Below are 19594 nucleotides of genomic sequence, written 5' to 3'. Positions count from 1 at the left end.
CCGGCGGGCGGACCGACGCGGCCGCCGCAGGCCTCGGGTCGCGGTGTCCTGTACCTAGCAAGTGCTTGGTTGGTAGGGTGGCCGAATGACCAGCACGACCAGACGTGAGGAGCTCCTGGCGATCGCCGCCGGGCTCTTCGCCGAGCGCGGCCTCCGCGCCACCACGGTGCGAGACATCGCCGACGCGGCCGGCATCCTCTCGGGCAGCCTGTACCACCACTTCTCGTCCAAGGAGGCGATCGTAGACGAGATCCTCCGCGGATTCCTCGACTCGCTCTTCGGTGACTACCAGCGGATCGTCGACGCGGGGTCGTCGCCCCGGGAGACCCTCGAGGGGCTGGTGCGCGTCTCGTTCGAGGCCATCCACCGCCACCGCGACGAGGTGGCCATCTACCAGGACGAGCTCAAGCATCTCCGGGGCAACCCGAGGTTCGACTACCTCCGCGAGCGCAACACCGAGTTCCGCGAGATGTGGACCGACGTGCTGAGTCGGGGAATGGAGTCCGGGGAGTTCCGTCCCGACCTCGACATCCGGCTCACCTACCGGTTCCTCCGGGACACCGTCTGGGTGGCAGTGCGCTGGTACCGGCCGGAGGACGCCGACGACCACGCCGCGATCGCGGACCAGTACCTGCGCATCGTGCTCGACGGCCTGGCCGTCGACTGATCAGCACCACCCCATCCTGATCTCATACCCCCACGAGGAGACACATGACCAGCGTGACCGGCCGCGAGGCCTACGTGATCGACGCAGTCCGGACGCCCGCGGGCAAGCGCGGCGGCAGCCTGTCCGGCCAGCACCCGGCGGACCTGGCCGCGCACGTCATCCGCGCCGTCGTCGAGCGCACGGGAATCGACCCGGAGGTCGTCGACGACGTGATCTTCGGTTGCGTGGACGCCATCGGCCCCCAGGCGGGCAACATCGCGCGCTCCGCGTGGCTCGCGGCGGGGATGCCCCTCGGCGTGCCCGGCACGACCGTCGACCGCCAGTGCGGATCCAGCCAGCAGGCCATCCACTTCGGGGCCCAGGGGATCATGTCCGCGACCCAGGACGTGGTGCTGTTCGGTGGAGTCCAGAACATGAGCGCCCTGCCCATCTCGTCGGCCATGCTGGCGGGTCGCGAGTACGGGTTCGACGACCCGTTCACCGGCTCCACCGGGTGGGTCGAGCGCTTCGGCGCCCAGGAGATCTCGCAGTTCAACGGCGCGCAGATGATGGCCGACAGGTGGGACATCTCCCGCGAGGAGATGGAGCAGTGGGCGCTGCAGTCGCACTCCCGCGCCCGCGCCGCGATCGCCGAGGGCCGGTTCGCTGGTGAGTACGTTCCGCTGGCCGGACTCGAGTCGGACGAGACCACCCGTGAGACCACACTCGAGAAGATGGCCTCGTTGCCGGTGCTCGCCGAGGGCGGATCGCTGACCGCCGCGGTGGCGTCACAGATCTCCGACGGCGCCTCGGCGGGGCTGCTCGCCTCCGCCGAGGCGGTGGAGAAGTACGGCCTGACGCCGCGTGCCCGGATCCACCACCTCACCGTGCGCGGCGACGATCCGGTGATGATGCTCTCCGCGCCGATCCCCGCCACCCGGTGGGCCCTGGAGAAGACCGGCCTGACGATCGACGACATCGACGTGGTGGAGATCAACGAGGCGTTCGCGCCCGTCGTGTTGGCGTGGATCAAGGAGATCGGCGCCGATCCGGCCCGGGTGAATCCCAACGGCGGCGGCATCGCGCTCGGCCACCCGCTCGGCGCCACCGGCGCGAAGCTGTTCGCCACGCTCCTCAACGAGCTCGAGCGCACCGGTGGCCGCTACGGCCTGCAGACGATGTGCGAGGGCGGCGGCACCGCCAACGTGACGATCATCGAGCGCCTGGACGCCTGACGGCTCAGCCGCGGCTCCGCAACGCAAGCGGGCCCCGCACCGACTGGTGCGGGGCCCTTCTGCGTGTGCTGTCAGTTCTCGGTGTCGCCGGCAGCCGAGAGGGTGTCGAGGTTCAGCTCGCCACCGGCCTCGCCGCCGAGCAGGCCGAGGACGCTGCCGAGGCCACTGTCATCGCCCTCGCCGGTGGCGGCGGAGAGGGTTCCGAGGGTGTCCTCGGTCGACAGTCCACCGAGGCTGCCCTGGATGGCGTCGATCGGGTCGCCGACGAGCACGGGCCCGGCGATGTCCGGGTCGCCGAGCAGGCAGTAGGTGACCACCGCGTACACGTTGGACGGCACGGTGGCCGACACCGTGACGTCACCCAGCGTGACGTTGGCGAGCGGGGTGGGCACGAGGCCGGAGGTCTGGAGGAACGTCACGTCGGAGGTGCCGCTGACCAGGTCGCCGATCGCGTCGAGGTCCAGGTTCGAGAGCGCCTCGAGCTGCGCGGCGAGTGCCGCTGCGCTGGACGTGGGGACCGCCGCGGCGACACAGGTGTCGATATCGGCGATGCCGTCCTTCTCGAAGGTGACGGAGATCGTGTTGCCGTCGACCACGGGCGAGGAGGGGGTGGCGGCGGACGCGGCGCCGGCGCCGGCGAGGGTCAGGGCGGCGGTGGCGCCGAGGACGGCCGCGGTACGGACGGCGGTACGGGGGGAGGTCATAGTGTTCTCCTGAGGGTGTGTGGTGGAGTCCGCGGTTGGCGGACAACGGGTCTCAGAATAGGCCAAGAAACTCCTGAGGAAGTGCTGATTAGGCGAAGATGACCGCACCCGCTGGCCTGTATGGCCGGCGGGTGCGGTAGTGGAGTTGCTGGTGTGCCGGATGGGGTTCTAGCCGAAATTCCGCAGGGTCTCCAGGCGCTGATGCGCCTGGCCCATGATCCGTTGGATCAGCTCGTCGCAGCTGGGCAGGTCCTCGATCATCCCCACGACCTGACCGGAGGCCAGGACGCCCGCCTCGGTGTTCCCCTCGACCAGGCCGGCCTTGAGCAGCATCGGGGTATTGGCGGCCATGACGATCTGCTGCCAGGTGCGGTCGGAGGCCTTCTTCATGTTGAGGCCGTCCCTGGCGAGGGCCTGCCACTTCATGCCCGTCATGGACTTGAACTTGTTGGCGTTCTGGACGGCCGCCAGCATCCCCTTGACGGGGCTGCCCGACTCGAGGGCGTTGACCAGGCCGGTGCGCAGGACGCGGTGCGGCATGCCGTCGACACGGGTGGAGACGACGGTGTCCTGCAGTCCCTTCTCCAGGTACTGCTGCTTGACCGCATCCGGCACGCGGGAGTCGCTGGTGAGCAGGAACCGCGTGCCCATCGCGACACCGGCGGCTCCGTAGGCGAGCGCGGCCACCAGGCCACGGCCGTCGAAGAACCCTCCCCCCGCGATCACGGGGATGGAGGTGTTCCCGGCTCCGCCGAGGGCGTCGATGACACTCGGCAGCAACAGCGTCGTGGCCACCGGTCCGGTGTGTCCACCGCCCTCGCCGCCCTGGACGATCACCGCGTCGGCGCCCCAGGAGGCCACCTTGACGGCGTGTTTGGCCGCACCGATCGAGGGGACGACGACGAGACCGTTCTCCTTCAACCTGGCGATCAACTCCGGTTTGGGCGCGAGAGCGAACGACGCGACGCGCACACCGTGGCGGATCATCAGCTCGCACCGCTCGGCGGCGTCCTCGGCATCGGCCCGGAGATTGACCCCGAAGGGCTTAGTGGTCAGCTCCTTGGTGCGCACTATCGCGTTCTCGAGTTCCGAGAACGTCATCGTGGCCGAGGCGATGATCCCCAGGCCCCCGGCGTTGGCGGTGGCCGCGGTGAGCTCCGGTCCGGACACCCAGCCCATACCCGTCTGGACGATCGGGTACTCGACTCCGACCAGTTCGGTGAAAGCCGTGGTGATGGTGGGGGCGTTCACGCGGCCGGCACCTCACGGTCGCGGAACCCACGCGGGTCGAGGACCTCGCGGATGAGGTGGAGCTCCTCGGCGGACGGGTCGCGGGTGACCCCCGCCTCGGCCAGCCCCTCGATCTCGAACCCGGTGTTGTCCGCGACCTCGTCCGCGGTGACGCCCGGGTGGAGGCTCACCGCGCGCATGCCGCGGTCGGCGCCGCCGAAGTCGAAGACGCCCAGGTTGGAGACAACGCGGTGGATGTGGTGGAAACGGAACGCGGGGTCGCCCTCGCGATAGCGGTCATAGCCCACGCCACAGATGATGTCGACCTTCTCCGTGAAGACACGGGTGGAGTGCTTGCCCACCCAGTAGCTGGTGGCGTGGTTGATCGAGTTGCCGGGCGCCCCGCGCAGGCCGAACATCTGCCGGCTCGGCTTCTGGACGTCGTCGCCGAAGGCCGAGAGGTTCTGGTTGCCGAAGCGGTCGATCTGGTTGGCGCCCATGACCACGTGGCGGGTGCCGGCCTGGAGGACGTCGAACACGCGGGGGAACGGGATGTACCCCTCGAAGTCGATGACCTTGCCCAACGGCGGGGTCTGGGCCAGGAAGCGGTACTCGCCGTCGGTGATGAGCAGGTCCGGCTCGGTGGTGAGACGCGCGAGGCGGGCGCCGATGGTGGCCATCGGCGTCATGGGGGAGGCGAAGATCTCGCCGGCACCGGCGAAGATCTCCGCGCATGCGATGGCGCAGTACTCGGCCCTGGTCGCGGACTCGGTGTCGGGCTGGGTCGTGACGTCGGTCATCACTTGGCTCCCTTCTTGGCGGCCTTCTCGGCGGCGACCTTCTGCGCGAACGCGGTGACCGCCTTCTGGTAGTCCTCCTCGGACCCGGAGAGGAACTCCGAGACGAACGACTGCCAGGAGTCCTCGTCCTTGGCCGCGGAGGCGTAGTGCCGCTGGAAGGCCTCGTCGCGGCCGTAGCCGCCGGCAAAGGTGAAGTGTGCGCCGCTCGGCGCCTCGGAGACGGTGTCGACGAACATGCGCGAGAGCAGCATGCGCTGTGGCCCGACCTCGTTCATCAACGTGTCAGCGGAGTCCACGACCTCGTCGACCTCGAGCAGGACCGTGTCGGCGGCCATCGCGTAGAGGTCGTCGAAATAGCCGTCGACGCCGGTGTACGCGGCGTTGCCGTGCTTGTCGGACTTGTCCAGGTGGATCAGGGCGGCGTCCATGCGCAGGGCCGGCATCGCCACCAGCGTCTCGGTCTCACCGCCCACCGGATACGGCGAGTCGACGGTCTTGAGCTCGTCGCCCCAGAATCGGAACACGTCCGAGCCGAGACCGGCGCGCGTGGGCAGGAACGGCAGGCGGTGCGCCGCGGCGGTGAGGCCGGCGCGGACCATGCCCTCGTCCATCTCGCGCGAGATGATCGCTCCCTCGGTGCGGCGGCGTGCGAACCACGGGTCGTAGAACGGCGCAGAGTCCAGTGAGACGAAGCCGTAGTAGGCCTTGGAGACCTTCCCGGCCGAGCACAGCAGCCCGAGGTCAGGGCCTCCGAAGGTGACGACCGTGAGGTCGGTCAGGTCCTCGCGGCGCAGGATCGCGCGGATGAGCGCCATCGGCTTGCGCCGCGAACCCCAACCGCCGATGCCGATGGTCATGCCGCTGGAGAGGCGTCCCACGGCCTCGTCGAGACTGGTGCGCTTGTCGCGCGGGGTGGGGGTCGTCGTCACTTGTTCTCGCCCGTCCTCTCGGATCTGTTGTCTCGTCTGTCCAGGTTCCGGCCCGTCTTGACGAACTCATCCCGGTGCTCGTCGGCCACGCCGGCGAGGTTGAGCTCGAAGGTGAAGCCCTGCTCCATGCGGTACGAGGTCTTCACGTCGACCGGGTCGATGTGGTTGATGGCTTCCTTGGCCGCGCGGATCACCCGGGTGTCCTTGGCGGCGATCGTCTCCGCGAGGTCACGCGCCGCGGCGTCCAGCCGGTCACGGGGCACCACCTCGTAGACGGTCCCCCACGAGTGGAGCTGCTGGGCGGTGACGTTGCGCGACGTGAAATACAGGGTGCGCATCATGTGCGCGGGGACCATGCGCGCCAGGTGCGTGGCGGCGCCGAGCGCCCCCCGGTCCACCTCGGGCAGCCCGAACACCGCGTCGTCGGAGGCGACGATGCAGTCCGCGTTCCCCACGAGTCCGATTCCGCCGCCGACGCAGAACCCGTTCACGGCGGCGATCACGGGGACCGCGCACTCGTAGACGGCGTTGAAGGCCACGTAGCACCCGCGGTTGGCCGCCAGCAGGTGGTCGAAGCCCTCGAAGTCCTGCATTTCCTTGATGTCGACACCCGCGTTGAACCCCCGGCCCTCGGCCCGGAGGATCACCACGTGCACCTCCGGGTCGCGCCCGGCGGCGAGGATCTGCTCGCCGAGTTCGAACCATCCCGCGGACGGGATGGCGTTGACGGGGGGAAAGTCGACGGTGACGGTCGCGATGCCGTCTGCTCCCTTGTCGACACTGATGCCCATGGTGCTCCCTTCGCACGCCGCCGCTGCGCTTCAGCGGTCGGGTGACTAACCAAACGCTTGCTTGGTAGGCTAGCACGCATGTCGAACATCGATCTGGGTCTGGCGGGCACTGTCGTCCTCGTCACGGGCGGCGTCCGCGGCGTCGGCGCGGGGATCAGCAGGGTCTTCCGCGAAGCCGGCGCCGTCGTCGTCACCTGCGCGCGGCGCCCCGCCGACGACGGGTCCGACGTGGCGGATCTCGAGTTCCATTCCGTCGACCTCCGCGACCCCGACGCGGTCCGCGCGATGGTCGACCGGATCGTGGAACGGCACGGCCGGCTGGACGTGGTGGTCAACAACGCCGGCGGTGCGCCGTTCGCCTTGGCGGCCGACGCCAGCGCCAACTTCCACTCCAAGATCATCGCGTTGAACCTGCTGTCCGCGCTCACGGTGGCCCAGGAGGCGAACCGGGTGATGCAACCGGCCGGCGGGGCGATCGTCAACATCTCGTCGGTCTCCGGCCACCGGCCCTCGCCCGGGACCGCCTCGTACGGCGCGGCCAAGGCCGGCATCGACTCGCTCACGCAGTCGCTCGCCGTCGAATGGGCGCCCGCCGTGCGGATCAACTCTGTGGTGGTGGGCCCGGTCAAGACCGAGCTCGCCGAGATGCACTACGGGGACTCCGAGGGCGTGGCAGCGGTCGACGCCACCATCCCCATGGGCCGAATGGCGGACCCGCGGGACGTGGGCCAGGCGGCCGCGTTCCTGGCCTCACCGTTGGCGGCCTACATCACGGGCGCCGAACTCCTGGTCCACGGTGGCGGCGAGAAGCCGGCGTTCCTCTCGGCTGCCAACGCCAACACCAGTTCCTGACATCACCGAACAACTATCCAAGGAGAACCATGGGAATCTGCGACGGACGCGTCGTCATCGTCACCGGTGCGGGCCGCGGCATCGGCCGGGAGCACGCCCTGGCCTTCGCGGCCGAGGGAGCCAAGGTCGTGGTCAACGACCTGGGCGCCGGGCTCGACGGCTCGGACGTGGGGGAGTCCCCGGCGGAGCAGGTCGTGGCCGAGATCAAGGCTGCCGGCGGCGACGCCGTGGTCAACGGCAACGACATCTCCTCGTGGGAAGGTGCACGTGAACTCGTCCAGCAGGCGATCGACCACTTCGGGGGACTCGACGTGCTGGTCAACAACGCCGGTTTCCTCCGCGACAAGATGCTCGTCGGCATGGGGGAGCAGGACTGGGACAACGTGATCACCGTCCATCTCAAGGGCCACTTCGCGCCGTTGCGGCACGCCGCCGAGTACTGGCGCGCCGAGTCGAAGGCCGGCCGCCCCCGCCAGGCCCGGGTCATCAACACCTCGTCGGGAGCCGGACTCTTCGGTTCGGTGGGGCAGGGCAACTACGCCACGGCGAAGGCCGGCATCGCGCTGCTGACCATCCAGACCGCCGCGGAGATGAAGGGCTACGGCGTCACCGCCAACGCCATCGCTCCCGCCGCACGGACCCGCATGACCACCTCCGCTGGAGAGGGCATGGCCTCGCAGATGGCCGCGCCGGAGGACGGCTCCTTCGACGCCATGGACCCTGCCAACGTCTCGCCGCTGGTCGTGTGGCTCGGGTCGGCGGAGTCGGCCGAGGTCACCGGCCGCGTGTTCGAGGTCGAGGGCGGGAAGGTCACCGTGTGCAACGGATGGCAGCGCGCCGCGTCCGAGGACAAGGGTGCCAAGTGGGACCCGGCAGAGCTCGGATCGGTGGTCCCGCGACTGCTCTCCGAGTCCCCGGCGCCGGTACCCGTGTACGGCGCTCGCTGAGCTCGCCGGCCTGAACCGCGCCCGGCCTGAACTGAGCCCGGCCTGAACCGCGCCCGGCCTGAACTGCGAGAAGGAGCCCCGCACCGTGATGGTGCGGGGCTCCTTTTCTGATGCCAGGCTCGACGCCCGGCATCAGGTGACTCAGTTCTCGGGATCCGGGCAGTCCTGCGCGTAAACCGATCCGGCGTTCGCGAGCTGGTCGACCTGCTCCTGCGGCAGATCGCAGATCGTGGGCAGCGGCGGCAGACCGGGCATCGGCGGCAGGGCCGGGAGCGCCACGCCTCCGTTGATCGCGGCGCCCGCGAGGACGAGCGTGCCACCCAGCGACAGGACCGGCAGCAGGGCGACTCCCGAGCCGCCTTCGCCGCCGAGGCTGGCCGCAGCCTCCAGCGAGCCGAGCGCGCCCGCCTCTGAGCCGAGGTTGGTCGAGAACGTGCCCTGGACGGAGCCGTTCTCCAGCGAACCGGTCAGCGCGGTGAGTGAACCGTTGACCTCGGTGAGTTCGCCGAAGGAACCGGTTAGCACATCGGCACTGCCGCCGGTGGAACCGGTGATCAGGTCCGAACTCTGGCCCGTGGAGCCACTGTTGCCCGAGAGGGATCCGGAGACCTCCTCGATGGAACCGGACAGCGCCGGCAGGATCCCGCCCTCGGCGATCGACCCGATGATCGGATCGGCGGAGTTGCTCTCCACCGAGCCGGCGAGCTGGTTGGCGGAGCCGTTCGTCAGCGACCCGGCGATCCCGTCACCGACGAGTTCGGCGGAGCCGCCGATCCCTGCGGTGGAACCGTCCGGGAAGTTGGCGGACAGCGGCGGGAGCTCCGCCGATCCGCCGAGGAAGTTGAGCTCGGTCGACAGGGGCGACATTCCGGTGGAGCCCATGCCCTCCGAACCGGTGAGGGGCGCGAGGTCGGAGGAGGTGAACTCCGCAGAACCACCGAGGAGATCGAGTTCCGTGGACAGCGGCGTCATTCCGAGTGAGCCGACCTCGGTGGAGCCGAACTCGGCCGAGCCACCGAGGAGCTCCGTGGACAGCGGCGTCATGCCGGTCGATCCCACGTCGCCCGACCCCACCAGGAGTTCGGTGGACAGCGGGGCCATGCCCGCCGAGCCGACGAGCGGAGCGAGGTCCGAGGAGGTGAAGCCCGCGGAGCCGCCGAGTAGGTCGGTGGACAGCGGGGCCATGCCGAGCGAGCCGACGTCGGTGGAGCCGAACTCGGCGGAGCCACCGAGCAGGTCGGTGGACAGCGGCGGGAGCTCCGACGAGGCGGGAAGCTCCGCCGATCCGCCGAGCAGGTCGCTGGACAGGGGCATCATGCCGAGGGAACCGATATCGGTCGAGCCGAACTCGGCGGAACCCCCGAGGAGGTCTGTGGAGAGCGGAGCCATGTCCGTGGAACCGATTTCCGACGAGCCGCCGAGCAGGTCCGAGCTGGCCGGCAAGGCAGACGACCCACCGAGAGGATCGGAGCTGAGAGCGGGCAGCTCGGAGGAACCGCCGAGGGGATCCGAGCTGAAGGCGGGAAGGTCAGACGACAGCCCCGCCGAGCTGGGGAACTCCGAGGAGCCGGGGAACGATGCGGAGCCCTCGAGCGGGCTCAAGCCTGACGATCCCCCGGCGAGGTCACCGGCGGAACCGGTAAACGGGTCGAGGAGATCGCCGATAATCCCGAAATCCGGGAGGGCGCTCTGGGCGCTGGCAGTACCGGTTGCACCGGAGATGGCGAGCGCCGCGGTCGCAGCGACGGCTGCGGCCTTTGTTGACTTGTTCACGGAAGAAGTCCTCTCAATGGTGGTGGTCCTGTCGGTACCGCGTCTAACTGGTGCTCGCCGGACCGGCTGCTTCACCTAGATGAGAATCCTCTAAGGCTGAGTGTGTGTCAACGGTTTGCTCAGGAAGTGGTACGCAAGTGGCCAATGAGGTGATATGGGGTTGATAAACAGTCGTCAACACCTGTGCACGGGGTAAACGAACCCCCAGAACGACGCGATCGCGGACGCGGGGCGCCCGGCTGAACCGCAGCGGCCGGGTGGGATCCCGGGCAGACGACAGCGGCCGGGGCCTCTCGCGTGGAGAGGTCCCGGCCGGGGTAGGGGTGCCGGTGTCAGCCGAGCGGTTCGCAGATCACCACCGGGATGACCCTGCTCGTGTTGGCCTGGTACGAGGCGAAGTCCGAGTAGCGCTCGACGAGGCGGGGCCAGAGTTCGGCGCGCTCCTCTGCGGTCGCCTCCCTCGCCGTCATCGCCCGGGTCCTCCGCCCGACCTGGATGGTGACCTCGGGGTTCACCAGGACGTTCCTGTACCACTGTGGGTGCTTGGGCAGTCCGCCCTGTGAGGCGACCAGGAGGACCCGGTCACCGTCGGGGAGATGGAGCAGCGGCACCGTGCGCGGTTCGCCGGACTTGCGCCCCGTCGTGGTCACCAGGCAGACCGGAACCGGTGCCTTCAACGCCGATCCCACCCGCCAGTTGCCTCCGATACGGCCGCCGGAGACGCGGTACGTCCAGGTGTTGACCCGGGACATCACCTTGATGATGCCGAGGACCCACGGCTTGGACCGCCGGGGATCGTCCACGCCGGTCTCCACCCCGGGATGCCTCTCGCTCACTTCGACCCCGGCAGCGGCGCGCGGACGATCACGTGCTTGCCCGGGAAGAACGCCGCCAGCTCGCGTCGGCTCTCCTTCAGTGCGGCCAGGCCGAAGCCCTTCTTGCGCTCCTCGGGGTGGATCCAGATGGCCACGTCGACATCGCCGTCGTCGATCTGCTCACCGAACACCAGGCCCACCGGCTGGTCGCGAGAGGTATCCACCGCGACGAACCACATGGCCGACTCGGCCTCGACGCGCCGCAGTCCCTCGCGCAGTTCGGCCTCGGTCTTCTGTTCGTCCCACGCGCCGCCGGTCGCGGAGGTCTCGTCCGAGGACCGGGAGTGGAAGAGGGACTTGTGGTGCTCCGAGTCGCGGAACGGGTGCAGGGTGAACCCGCCCGGTCCCGTCGGAGCGGATGCGTCGCCCGGCTGGCCCAGAAGGTTCTCCAGCGGCGCCCGGAGTACGTCTTCGGCCTCTTCGGAGGAGATGGAGAGGAGGTCGGCCAGTGCCGCTGCGGCGTCCTGCCTGGTCTCCACTGACGCGAGGGCGGCGAAGACCTCGCTCCTGCGGGCCGCGGCTGTCTCGATGGCGTTGCTGCTCATGTCAGATCCTCTCGATGATGCTCGCCGAGGCCTGGGCGCCGCCCGCGCACATCGTGATGAGGGCGCGGTCGCCGTCCGTGCGCTCGAGCTCGTGCAGGGCGGTCGTGATTAGCCTAGCGCCGGTGCTACCGACGGGATGTCCGATCGCGATGGCGCCGCCGTTGACGTTGACCTTGTCCATGTCCGGCCCGTGAACCTGCGCCCAGCTGAGCAGGACGGAGGCGAAGGCCTCGTTGCACTCGAAGAGGTCGAAGTCGGAGATGGACATCCCCGACCGGTCGAGTACGCGTTGGGTGGCCTGGACGGGGCCGTCGAGGTGGTACTCGGGCTCGCCGCCGACCAGTGCCTGGTGGACGATCCGCGCGCGGGGTCGGAGTCCGTGTGCCTTGGCGACGTCCTCGTCCATGAGCAGGACCGCGGCCGAACCGTCGGACATCTGGCTGGACGTGCCCGCGGTGTGCAGGCCACCCTCGAGCACCGGCGTGAGGCCGGCGAGCGCCTCCGCAGTGGTCTCGCGCAGGCCCTGGTCGCGGGTGACGGACACCGTCTCGCCGGTGTACGTGCCGTCCTTGAGGCGCTCGGGGGCGTCGACCGCGAAGGTCTCACGGTCGAACCGGCCCTCGTCCCACGCCCGCTTGGCGTTGGCCTGGGACCGGACGCCGAGCTCCTCGAGCTGCTCACGGGTGATCCCGCGCCGGTTAGCGATCCGGTCGGCCGCGGTGAACTGATCCGGCAGGTCCACCGTCCAGTCGTCGGGGCGGGGCATGCCGTTGGAACCGTCACCCACGGCGGCGCGCAGGGCGATCCAGCTCATCGACTCCACCCCGCAGGCGATACCCACGTCCATGGCTCCGGCGTGGATGAGATTGGCGATGAAGTGGATGGCCTGCTGCGCGGACGAGCACTGGCAATCGATGGTCGTACACGCGGTCTGCCACGGCAGTCCGGAGGCGAGCCACGCGCCGCGGGTGACGTTGTTGCCCTGGGCGCCGGCCTGGGTGACGCACCCTCCGACGACCTGCTCGACGAGCGACGCGTCTATCTCGGCGCGACGGATGACCTCTTTCTGGGAGGCGCCCAACAGATGCGCGGGGTGCAGGCCCGACAACGCGCCGCGAGCCTTGCCGATCGGGGTGCGAACGGCCTCGACGATGACGGGATTGCCCATGGTGGTCCTTCCGGATGACCGGGCACGACGGATCGGGTGCCCAGGGGGAACGTGTTCTAGTATGGTGGGTGGAACGTGTTCTAGATTACCGCTCGGGTCCCGGGTTCGCAGTATCCCGGGGTCGTCGGTCGACGAGCACGAGACGCATCCGACGCGGTCAAGGAGTACCAGTGCAGGCAGTCACCATCCCCGAAGGTTTCGACTTCACGGACCCGGAGCTCTACGAGAAGCGGCTCCCGCATCCGGAGTGGGCTCATCTCCGTCGCACCGAACCGATCCGGTGGTGCTCCAACGAGCCCGGGGCCGACGGCTTCGACGACCACGGGTACTGGGTGGTCACCAAGCACGAGGACGTCAAGGAGATCTCTCGGCGCACCAACGAGGTGTTCTCCACGTTCGAGAACACCGCGATCCCGCGCTTCGCACCGGGAACCGAGCGCGAGATCGTCGAACTGACCCGCCTGCTGTTCATCAACCAGGACGGCGAAGAGCACAAGAAGTACCGGCGCACCATCTCCAAGGGCTTCACCCCGCGCAACATCGAGAAGCTCCGCGACCACCTCGCCGAGAAGGCGCGGGTCATCGTCGAGACCGCGGCCGCCAAGGGCAGCGGCGACTTCATCACCGAGGTGGCCTCCGAGCTGCCTCTGCAGGCGATCGCCGAGCTCATCGGCATCCCCCTCGAGGACCGGCACCAGATCTTCGAGTGGTCCAACCAGATGACCAGCTACGACGTGCCCGGCAAGGTCGAAGAGTCGCAGATGGCCAACGCCATGGTCCTGTCCTACGCGCAGGAGCTCGCGGCCAAGCGCGAGATCGACCCCCGTGACGACCTGGTCACCAAGCTCATCCAGGCCGACATCGACGGTGAGAGGCTCACCGCCGACGAGTTCGGCTGGTTCGTGGTGCTGCTGGCCGTGGCAGGCAACGAGACCACCCGCAACGCCACCACGCACGGGATGATCGCCTTCCTCGACAACCCCGACCAGTGGGAGCTGTTCAAGGCCGAGCGCCCCGCGACCGCCTACGACGAGATCCTCCGCTGGGCCTCGCCGATCACCTCGTTCCAGCGCACCGCCACCGAGGACGTCGAGATCGGGGGCGTGACCATGAAGAAGGGCGACCGCGCCGCCATCATGTACGGCTCGGCGAACTTCGACGAGGACGTCTTCGAAGACCCCTTCTCGTTCAACATCCTCCGGGACCCCAACCCGCACCTGAGCTTCGGCGGGAACGGCCCGCACTACTGCATCGGGGCGAACCTGGCCAGGCTGCAGATCGAACTGATCTTCAACGCCATCGCCGATCACCTCCCCAACCTCGAGGCGCTCGGCGAGCCGTCCCGCATCCGCTCGGGGTGGCTCAACGGCATCACCGAGTGGTCGGTCGACTACAAGTGCCCGGTCATGCGCTGATCTGATCCCGGTACGCCGCTCGGCCCACGGCCCCGACTCCGCCTTCTCGCCAGGCCGGGTCGGGGCCGTCGGTCATCTCAGGGCAGGCCTCGTCGTCGTCTTCCCGGGAGGCTCCATCGATTCGGCCGAACCTCGTCGGGCGGATGCGGGAGAAGGCAGGGTGGAGGGCATGCTCGACCACCGCCACGTCGACCGCGACGGCGTTCGTCTCCACTACGTCGTCGCCGAACCGGAGCCGGCACCCGCGGACGGCCCCCCGGGCACCGTGGTCCTCCTCCACGGTTTCCCGCACTTCTGGTTCACCTGGCACCGCATGATCCCCGTCCTCGCCGCAGCCGGGTGGCGGGTCATCGCGCCCGACCTGCGCGGCATGGGTGGTTCGGATGCGCCGGCCGACGTCCAGGCCTACTCGCCGCGCGAGGTGGTCGACGACGTCCTGGCGGTGTGCGACGCCGAGGGTGCGGCGCGCGTGGTGGTGGTGGGCTTCGATTTCGGCGCGGGCGTCGCGTACGACACCTGCCATCTGGAACCGGGGCGGGTGCGCGCGGTGATCGGGATGGAGAACCCGTTCATGGGTACCGCCGGGTCGGTGCCGCCGCTGGAGGGTTCGGCGATGATGGCCGAGAAGCACTTCCTGCACCTGAACTACTTCACGCAGCCGGGAGTGGCGGAGGCCGATCTCGCCGGTCGCGAGCGGGAGTTCCTCACCCGGGTCTTCTACGCCCTGTCCGCGGAGTACCACTACCTCGACGTCTGGCAGCACCCCCCGGGGTCGACCTATCTCGAGGCACTGCCCGAGGCGCCGCCGCTGCCGTGGCCGTGGTTGTCCGTCGAGGAGATGGACGCCTACGAGGCCGAGTACGCCCGCACGGGGTTCGCCGGCCCGCTGCAGTGGTACCGGGCGATGGACGTGTCGTGGTTCGCGCGCAAGGAGTTCGAGCGGCAGACCAACCCCGTCCCGTTCTACTTCCTCTACTCCGAGCACGACCCGGACCTCGAGGGCTTCCACGGCCGGGATCCGCTCTCTAAGCTGGGGCGTCATCACGACGATGTGCGGATGGTCCGGGCGATCTCCTCACCGGCGGGGCATCTCATGCACCTGGAGGCCACGGAGGACACCAACCGGGAGATCCTCGCCTGCCTGGCGGACATCGCGGCCGCCGTTCCTGCCTGAGGCACTCGGCAGGCGCATGTCACCCCGCCCCCGCCCGAGCTCGCACCCGACTACCTCTCCAGCACGCCCCTCGACTGCTCCGAGCCTGGTTGGCGGACACGAGCTTCCGGTTGGCGGACAGGGGCTTCGGGTTGGCGGACATTTTTCGCGTTTCAGGCCCGGTTTTCGCATATCGGGTCCGCCAGCTGCGAGGGGTGTCCGCCAACGGCGAGGACATGGCCGCCAAGCGAGGTGGGGTGCCCGCCAGCTGCCACGCGAGGGCTCGTTCAGGATGAAGTCAGGTGCTGGAGGTCTCGTCGGGCGCGGGTCAGGGCACTCGCGATATGGCCGATGACCTCCTCCGGGCGCATTCCCTTTGTCACACGGACGACCTGCCAGCCAAGGTCCGCCAACCGAGCGGTGATCCGGAGGTCCCGGCGCCACTGTTCCGGATCTCCGTGATGCCTGCCGTCGTAGAAGATCGCGACCTTCTCGCGGGCGTACGCGAGGTCGGCAATTGTGAGGAGATGCCCCGACGGTTCGCATATCTCGAACTGCGAGACAGGCTGAGGCAGTGAAGAGCGCTCGATTCTGAGCCGGAGGAGGCTCTCCTGCGGAGAGTGCGCGTCCGCGTCGCAGGCGTCGAGCAGTCGAACCACCCTCGAGACCCCGTGTTGGCCGGGCATCCGCGTTGCAGCGTCGGCAACCGCGCGCACGCTGGTGTTGGTGGCGAAGCACACGGAGTCCACGATGCAGATCCTCCGATCAGCGCCAGTGGACCACCTTGCCACGTCGACCGCGGTTCGGGCTGGTGCGGTAATTCGTACTCCGCCGATCTCGCACGCGTCCGCGGCCGGGATGGGTTGCCGCAGCCGGCGCTCCCGAACCCCGGTCGGCACGCGGGGCTCGGCTGAGGTGAAGACATCGACGACGCCGTTGCCCCGCTCTGTCGAGTACCAGTGTTCCCCATGGAGGTACGCGGCGGACCACCCTCCGATCACCGCGTCTGCAGGCGCCCAGATGTCGACCGCACGAATGAAGTCCCACCTGCTCAGCCGTGCCCCCTTCGCGGCGTACACACCGGGGACGATCATTCTGAACGCCGATCGGAGCGCGTATCTCGTCACCAGTCCGGTCTCGAGAGCCTGGCTCGCCGCGAATGGCTGCCCGCCTGCAACCGCATCCGCCAACGAGGCGGGGAGCGGGGTGGGAGGCCGGGTGTCTCGGAATCGCCGGTCGCGTCTCATGGCGCCAATCCTGACCGGTCATCACGTGTCGACCGGCGGGTGACGACGTCCATGTGGACAGGAATGACGACGATTCACAGGAACTACGACGAGTTCAGTCCGCCGGGCTCACGTGGCGGTCCGGCAGACCGGGCGGACCCGCTCCCCGAGTTGGCGGACATGCTTCCTCAGCTGGCGGGCAGGAGGTGCCAAAATGGGCCCGGAATCGCACGAGAAGTCCGCCAACCGCGGAGGCAAGTCCGCCAACCGCGGGGGCAAGTCCGCCAACCGCGGGGGCATGTCCGCCAACCGCGGGGGTATGTCCGCCAGGCAGGCTGGCCGGGGGCTGACGAGACCTGGGCAGGGCTAGGAACCGAGACCGTACTTCTCGCCGAAGGCGGCGATGGATTCGAGCTTCTGCTCGGTGGAGCAGTCGAACCCGTGGCCGTCGACCATCCAGGGCATCACGATGATGTCGGTGACCCCGGCCTCGGCCAGCTCCGTGAAGCCCCGGGTGCCGAAGCGGTCCAGGCACACCACCTGGATGGCGAAGGGTTTGCCGTCGCCGCGGTCGGCCAGTGAGCGCCCGTCGGCCTCGAGGAGCTCGCCCAGGCGCGTCACGGTGGCCACGATCTCGTCGTAACCCATCATGGCGCTGGTCCAGCCCTGGCCCACGCGCGCGGCCCGCTTGAGCGCGATCTCGGTGTGTCCGCCCACGTAGAACGGCACCTGCTCGCTGGGCGCGGGGGTGAAGATCAGCTCGTCGAAGTCGAAGTGCTGGCCGTGGAACTCCATCCACTCACCCCGCAGGGCCTGGCGCATGATCGCCAGCGACTCGTCCGTGCGCTTGCCGCGGCCCTTGAACGGCGCGCCGCACCACTCGAACTCGTTGGGGTCCCAGCCGATGCCCACGCCCAGGTCCAAGCGGTTCCCGGTGAGCAACGCCACCGAGGCCACCTGCCTGGTGAGCAACAGCGGATTGCGCGGGCCGACCTTGAGCACCTGCGGGCAGAAGCGGATGGTCGAGGTGGCCCCGCCCATGGCCGCGGAGGCGATGAGCGGCTCCACCCACTGGGTGTTCTCGTCCCACATCCGCGAGCCGTCGGGGGTGTACGGGTAGTCCTCGTCCTGGCGTCGCGGGTGGAACAGCGAGTCGGGCAGGACGATCCGGTCGAAGCCGGCGGCCTCGGCACCGCGGGCGATATCGATGATCTGATCGACGGGGGAGAAGGAGATGGGGACGGAGAACTCGGCGTCCACTACGCGGCCCATGGTCACTGGCCCTTTCCGGCGGCGCCGGCGATGGCGGCCCTGTCGTCGTCGGTGAGCGGCCGCAGTCCCGAGGCCATGGCCACGTCCTGCTCCCAGAAGGCGCGAAGGGAGACCAGACGACCGTCGGCGTCGACGCGGTAGTCCACGGCGATGTCGATCTCCATGATGCTGGAGCCCATGTGGGTGCGCATGGTGCCGACGCAGAGCAGTTCGTCGCCCGCGGCGATCCCCCGATCGAAGCGGAACTCGATGTGGTCCGGGGTGGCCACGGCTTTCTCCCAGAACTCCAGGAGTCGCGTCGTGCCGGTGTGGCCGATTCCCTCGGCGTCGAACATCGACGGACCCACGGGATCCTCGATGGTGCCCTCGGGAGACCATCCGGCGATCCAGGCATCGCGGTCGCCGGCGTTGGTCGCGGCCCACGAGCGGCGCGCGGCGGCGAAGGCGGGACTGGCCAGGGCGGCGTCGCTCATCTCCAGAGGCCGATACTGGCCGGTCTCATCCAGGTACGGATTGCTCATGAGTGACGCTCCGGACGGTCGGTCCCCACAACCCACATGGAGAAGTACTGGGACCCGCCGCCGTAGGCGTGGCCGAGGGCCTTGCGTGCCCCCGGGACCTGGTGCTCGTCGGCGCGGCCCATGACCTGCCGGGCGGCCTCGGCGAAGCGCAGCATGCCGGACGCGCCGATCGGGTTGGAGCACAGCACGCCGCCGGACGGGTTGACGGGCAGGGACCCGTCGCGCGCGGTGGCACCGGACTCGGTCATGCGCCAGCCCTCGCCCTCCTCGCAGAACCCGAGGTTCTCCAGCCACATGGGCTCGAACCAGGAGAAGGGGACGTAGATCTCGGCCGCGTCGATCTCCTCGGCCGGGTTGGTGATCCCGGCCTCGGCCCACAGCGCGGCGGCGGCGTCGCGGCCGGCCTGCGGGTTGCGGTAGTTGCGGAACGCGTAGGTGCCGGGCTCGGTGCGAAGCGCGGTGGCGTGCACCCAGGCGACGTTCCGGCCGGTGGACTCGACCGCCTCGGCCGCCTCGGCGTCGCCGAGGACGATCGCGCAGGCGCCGTCGGAGGACGGGCAGGTCTCGTCGAACCGGATGGGGTCCCACAGCATCTGCCCCTGCAGCACCTTGTCCACCGTGAGGTCGGGCTGCTTGAGGTGGGCGTGGGGGTTGATGGACCCGTTGAGCCGATCCTTGACCGCCACCATCGCGCCGACGTGCTCAGGGGCCCCGGTGGTGCGGATGTAGGAGCGCACGTGCGGGGCGAAGTACCCGCCGGCACCGGCACCGACGGGGGCCGTGAACGGCACGGGCAGGCTGAGGGCCCACATGGCGTTGGACTCGGACTGCTTCTCCCACGCCACGGCCAGCACGCGACGGTAGCGGCCGGACTGGATGTGCGAGGCGGCCACCACGGCGGTGGAGCCGCCGACCGAGCCGGCGGTGTGGACGCGCAGGAGCGGCTTGCCGACCGCGCCGAGTGCATCGGCCATCATGAGCTCGGGCATCATCACGCCCTCGAACAGGTCGGGGGCCTTGCCCACGATCACCGCGTCGATGTCGTCCCATCCCACGCCGGCGTCGGCCATGGCGGCGTCGATCGCCTCGCGGCAGAGGCCGGCCATGGAGACGTCGGTGCGCCGGGCGACGTGGTGGGTCTGTCCGGTGCCGAGAACGGCCGCTGGGAGACCGGTGCTGTGGGCGCTCATGCGGTGCGTCCTTCCAGGAGGCAGATGAGGTTCTGCTGCAGCAGGTGGCCGCTGGTGGCGTGGGCGAGCGCGCGCTCGGAGCGGCCCTCCATGACGTCGTTGGCGGCGTAGCCGATGCGCTCGAGCCCGGCGGAGAACAGCGGGTCCGCGAGCAACGATCCGCCGGACGGGGTCACGGCCACGTGGTCGCCGATCCCCAGCGCGGTACGCAGGAGCAGTTCCTGGTGCGTGTACTGGGTGTGCAGCTCGGCGACGGTGACGCCCCCGAGGTCGGGCCGCTCGCCCGTGGACCGGGTGGCGCGCACGGCGGCGGCGCGGGCCG

General features: G+C 69.4%; 20 protein-coding genes and 1 pseudogene. 7 read left to right on the top strand and 14 right to left on the bottom strand.

All coding sequences use genetic code 11. The features are described from left to right. Window positions 1–85: 85 nt before the first annotated feature. Together G6022_RS09330 and G6022_RS09325 are read left to right on the top strand one after the other, a co-directional pair. Window positions 86–667: a TetR/AcrR family transcriptional regulator gene (locus G6022_RS09330; RefSeq protein WP_107748752.1), complete on the top strand. Its 582-nt coding sequence runs from the start codon at window positions 86–88 to the stop codon at window positions 665–667. 44 nt (window positions 668–711) lie between these two features. Further along, window positions 712–1881 (top strand): acetyl-CoA C-acetyltransferase, encoded by a 1170-nt coding sequence (locus G6022_RS09325; RefSeq protein ID WP_182640048.1) that lies wholly within the window; start codon window positions 712–714, stop codon window positions 1879–1881. A 71-nt stretch (window positions 1882–1952) separates the two neighbouring features. On the opposite strand, the gene G6022_RS09320 is transcribed toward G6022_RS09325, so the two are convergent. The 5 genes from G6022_RS09320 to G6022_RS09300 form a co-directional block, all read right to left on the bottom strand. Next, window positions 1953–2585 carry a hypothetical protein gene (locus G6022_RS09320; RefSeq protein WP_182640047.1) on the bottom strand — a complete coding sequence of 211 codons (633 nt, stop codon included), beginning with the start codon at window positions 2583–2585 and terminating at the stop codon, window positions 1953–1955. A gap of 168 nt (window positions 2586–2753) precedes the next feature. Next, a complete protein-coding gene (locus tag G6022_RS09315; RefSeq protein ID WP_182640046.1) occupies window positions 2754–3836 on the bottom strand; it encodes a nitronate monooxygenase in 1083 nt (360 codons plus the stop codon). Then, the gene (locus G6022_RS09310; RefSeq protein WP_182640045.1) at window positions 3833–4615 is read right to left on the bottom strand and encodes a CoA-transferase; all 783 of its coding nucleotides are present in this window, start codon (window positions 4613–4615) and stop codon (window positions 3833–3835) included. Before G6022_RS09310 ends, G6022_RS09315 begins: the two co-directional genes overlap by 4 nt. Next, a complete protein-coding gene (locus G6022_RS09305) occupies window positions 4615–5544 on the bottom strand; it encodes a CoA transferase subunit A (RefSeq protein WP_182640044.1) in 930 nt (309 codons plus the stop codon). The genes G6022_RS09310 and G6022_RS09305 overlap by 1 nt, the downstream gene beginning before the upstream one ends. Further along, entirely contained in the window at window positions 5541–6335 is a 795-nt protein-coding gene (locus G6022_RS09300) for an enoyl-CoA hydratase family protein (RefSeq protein WP_182640043.1), read from the bottom strand. The genes G6022_RS09305 and G6022_RS09300 overlap by 4 nt, the downstream gene beginning before the upstream one ends. Before the next feature lie 78 nt (window positions 6336–6413). Here G6022_RS09300 and G6022_RS09295 point away from each other — a divergent pair, with 78 nt between their 5' ends. Both G6022_RS09295 and G6022_RS09290 read left to right on the top strand, forming a co-directional pair. Next, window positions 6414–7187: an SDR family oxidoreductase gene (locus G6022_RS09295; protein ID WP_182640042.1), complete on the top strand. Its 774-nt coding sequence runs from the start codon at window positions 6414–6416 to the stop codon at window positions 7185–7187. A 29-nt stretch (window positions 7188–7216) separates the two neighbouring features. After that, window positions 7217–8134: an SDR family oxidoreductase gene (locus tag G6022_RS09290; RefSeq protein ID WP_182640041.1), complete on the top strand. Its 918-nt coding sequence runs from the start codon at window positions 7217–7219 to the stop codon at window positions 8132–8134. A gap of 141 nt (window positions 8135–8275) precedes the next feature. On the opposite strand, the gene G6022_RS09285 is transcribed toward G6022_RS09290, so the two are convergent. Then, window positions 8276–9523 (bottom strand): hypothetical protein, encoded by a 1248-nt coding sequence (locus tag G6022_RS09285; protein ID WP_182691430.1) that lies wholly within the window; start codon window positions 9521–9523, stop codon window positions 8276–8278. Here G6022_RS09285 and G6022_RS09280 point away from each other — a divergent pair. Continuing rightward, on the top strand, window positions 9522–9986 hold the full coding sequence (locus G6022_RS09280) for a hypothetical protein (protein ID WP_182691428.1): 465 nt from the start codon (window positions 9522–9524) through the stop codon (window positions 9984–9986). The genes G6022_RS09285 and G6022_RS09280 overlap by 2 nt on opposite strands. A gap of 253 nt (window positions 9987–10239) precedes the next feature. Here the strand turns inward: G6022_RS09280 and G6022_RS09275 are convergent, their stop codons facing one another. The 3 genes from G6022_RS09275 to G6022_RS09265 form a co-directional block, all read right to left on the bottom strand. After that, complete coding sequence (locus tag G6022_RS09275; RefSeq protein ID WP_182635238.1) at window positions 10240–10659, bottom strand: nitroreductase family deazaflavin-dependent oxidoreductase; 420 nt, start codon at window positions 10657–10659, stop codon at window positions 10240–10242. A gap of 80 nt (window positions 10660–10739) precedes the next feature. Then, window positions 10740–11327 carry a GNAT family N-acetyltransferase gene (locus G6022_RS09270; RefSeq protein WP_182640039.1) on the bottom strand — a complete coding sequence of 196 codons (588 nt, stop codon included), beginning with the start codon at window positions 11325–11327 and terminating at the stop codon, window positions 10740–10742. Between the two features lies 1 nt (window position 11328). Further along, window positions 11329–12495 carry a steroid 3-ketoacyl-CoA thiolase gene (locus tag G6022_RS09265; protein WP_182640038.1) on the bottom strand — a complete coding sequence of 389 codons (1167 nt, stop codon included), beginning with the start codon at window positions 12493–12495 and terminating at the stop codon, window positions 11329–11331. A gap of 170 nt (window positions 12496–12665) precedes the next feature. Between G6022_RS09265 and G6022_RS09260 the strand changes: the two genes are divergently transcribed. Together G6022_RS09260 and G6022_RS09255 are read left to right on the top strand one after the other, a co-directional pair. Next, complete coding sequence (locus G6022_RS09260; protein ID WP_182640037.1) at window positions 12666–13910, top strand: cytochrome P450; 1245 nt, start codon at window positions 12666–12668, stop codon at window positions 13908–13910. A gap of 169 nt (window positions 13911–14079) precedes the next feature. After that, the gene (locus G6022_RS09255) at window positions 14080–15084 is read left to right on the top strand and encodes an alpha/beta fold hydrolase (RefSeq protein WP_182640036.1); all 1005 of its coding nucleotides are present in this window, start codon (window positions 14080–14082) and stop codon (window positions 15082–15084) included. A 266-nt stretch (window positions 15085–15350) separates the two neighbouring features. Here the strand turns inward: G6022_RS09255 and G6022_RS09250 are convergent, their stop codons facing one another. The 5 genes and pseudogenes from G6022_RS09250 to G6022_RS09230 all read right to left on the bottom strand — a co-directional run. After that, window positions 15351–16190 (bottom strand): type IV toxin-antitoxin system AbiEi family antitoxin, encoded by an 840-nt coding sequence (locus tag G6022_RS09250; RefSeq protein ID WP_179524567.1) that lies wholly within the window; start codon window positions 16188–16190, stop codon window positions 15351–15353. Between the two features lie 465 nt (window positions 16191–16655). Continuing rightward, window positions 16656–17561: a TIGR03619 family F420-dependent LLM class oxidoreductase gene (locus G6022_RS09245; protein WP_182640035.1), complete on the bottom strand. Its 906-nt coding sequence runs from the start codon at window positions 17559–17561 to the stop codon at window positions 16656–16658. 2 nt (window positions 17562–17563) lie between these two features. After that, window positions 17564–18082, bottom strand: coding sequence for a nuclear transport factor 2 family protein (locus G6022_RS09240; RefSeq protein ID WP_182640034.1), 519 nt, complete (start codon window positions 18080–18082; stop codon window positions 17564–17566). After that, entirely contained in the window at window positions 18079–19272 is a 1194-nt protein-coding gene (locus tag G6022_RS09235) for a thiolase domain-containing protein (RefSeq protein ID WP_182653773.1), read from the bottom strand. The genes G6022_RS09240 and G6022_RS09235 overlap by 4 nt, the downstream gene beginning before the upstream one ends. Then, window positions 19269–19594: pseudogene (locus G6022_RS09230) on the bottom strand (lipid-transfer protein); the annotation flags it as partial. The gene G6022_RS09235 and the pseudogene G6022_RS09230, both read right to left, overlap by 4 nt.

This window comes from Dietzia sp. Cai40 (genome assembly GCF_014145165.1).
In the GTDB taxonomy this organism is placed as follows: Bacteria; Actinomycetota; Actinomycetes; order Mycobacteriales; family Mycobacteriaceae; genus Dietzia; species Dietzia natronolimnaea.
The sequence above is the reverse complement of the archived record's forward strand: the minus strand, read 5'-3'. Positions and strand labels throughout refer to the sequence as shown.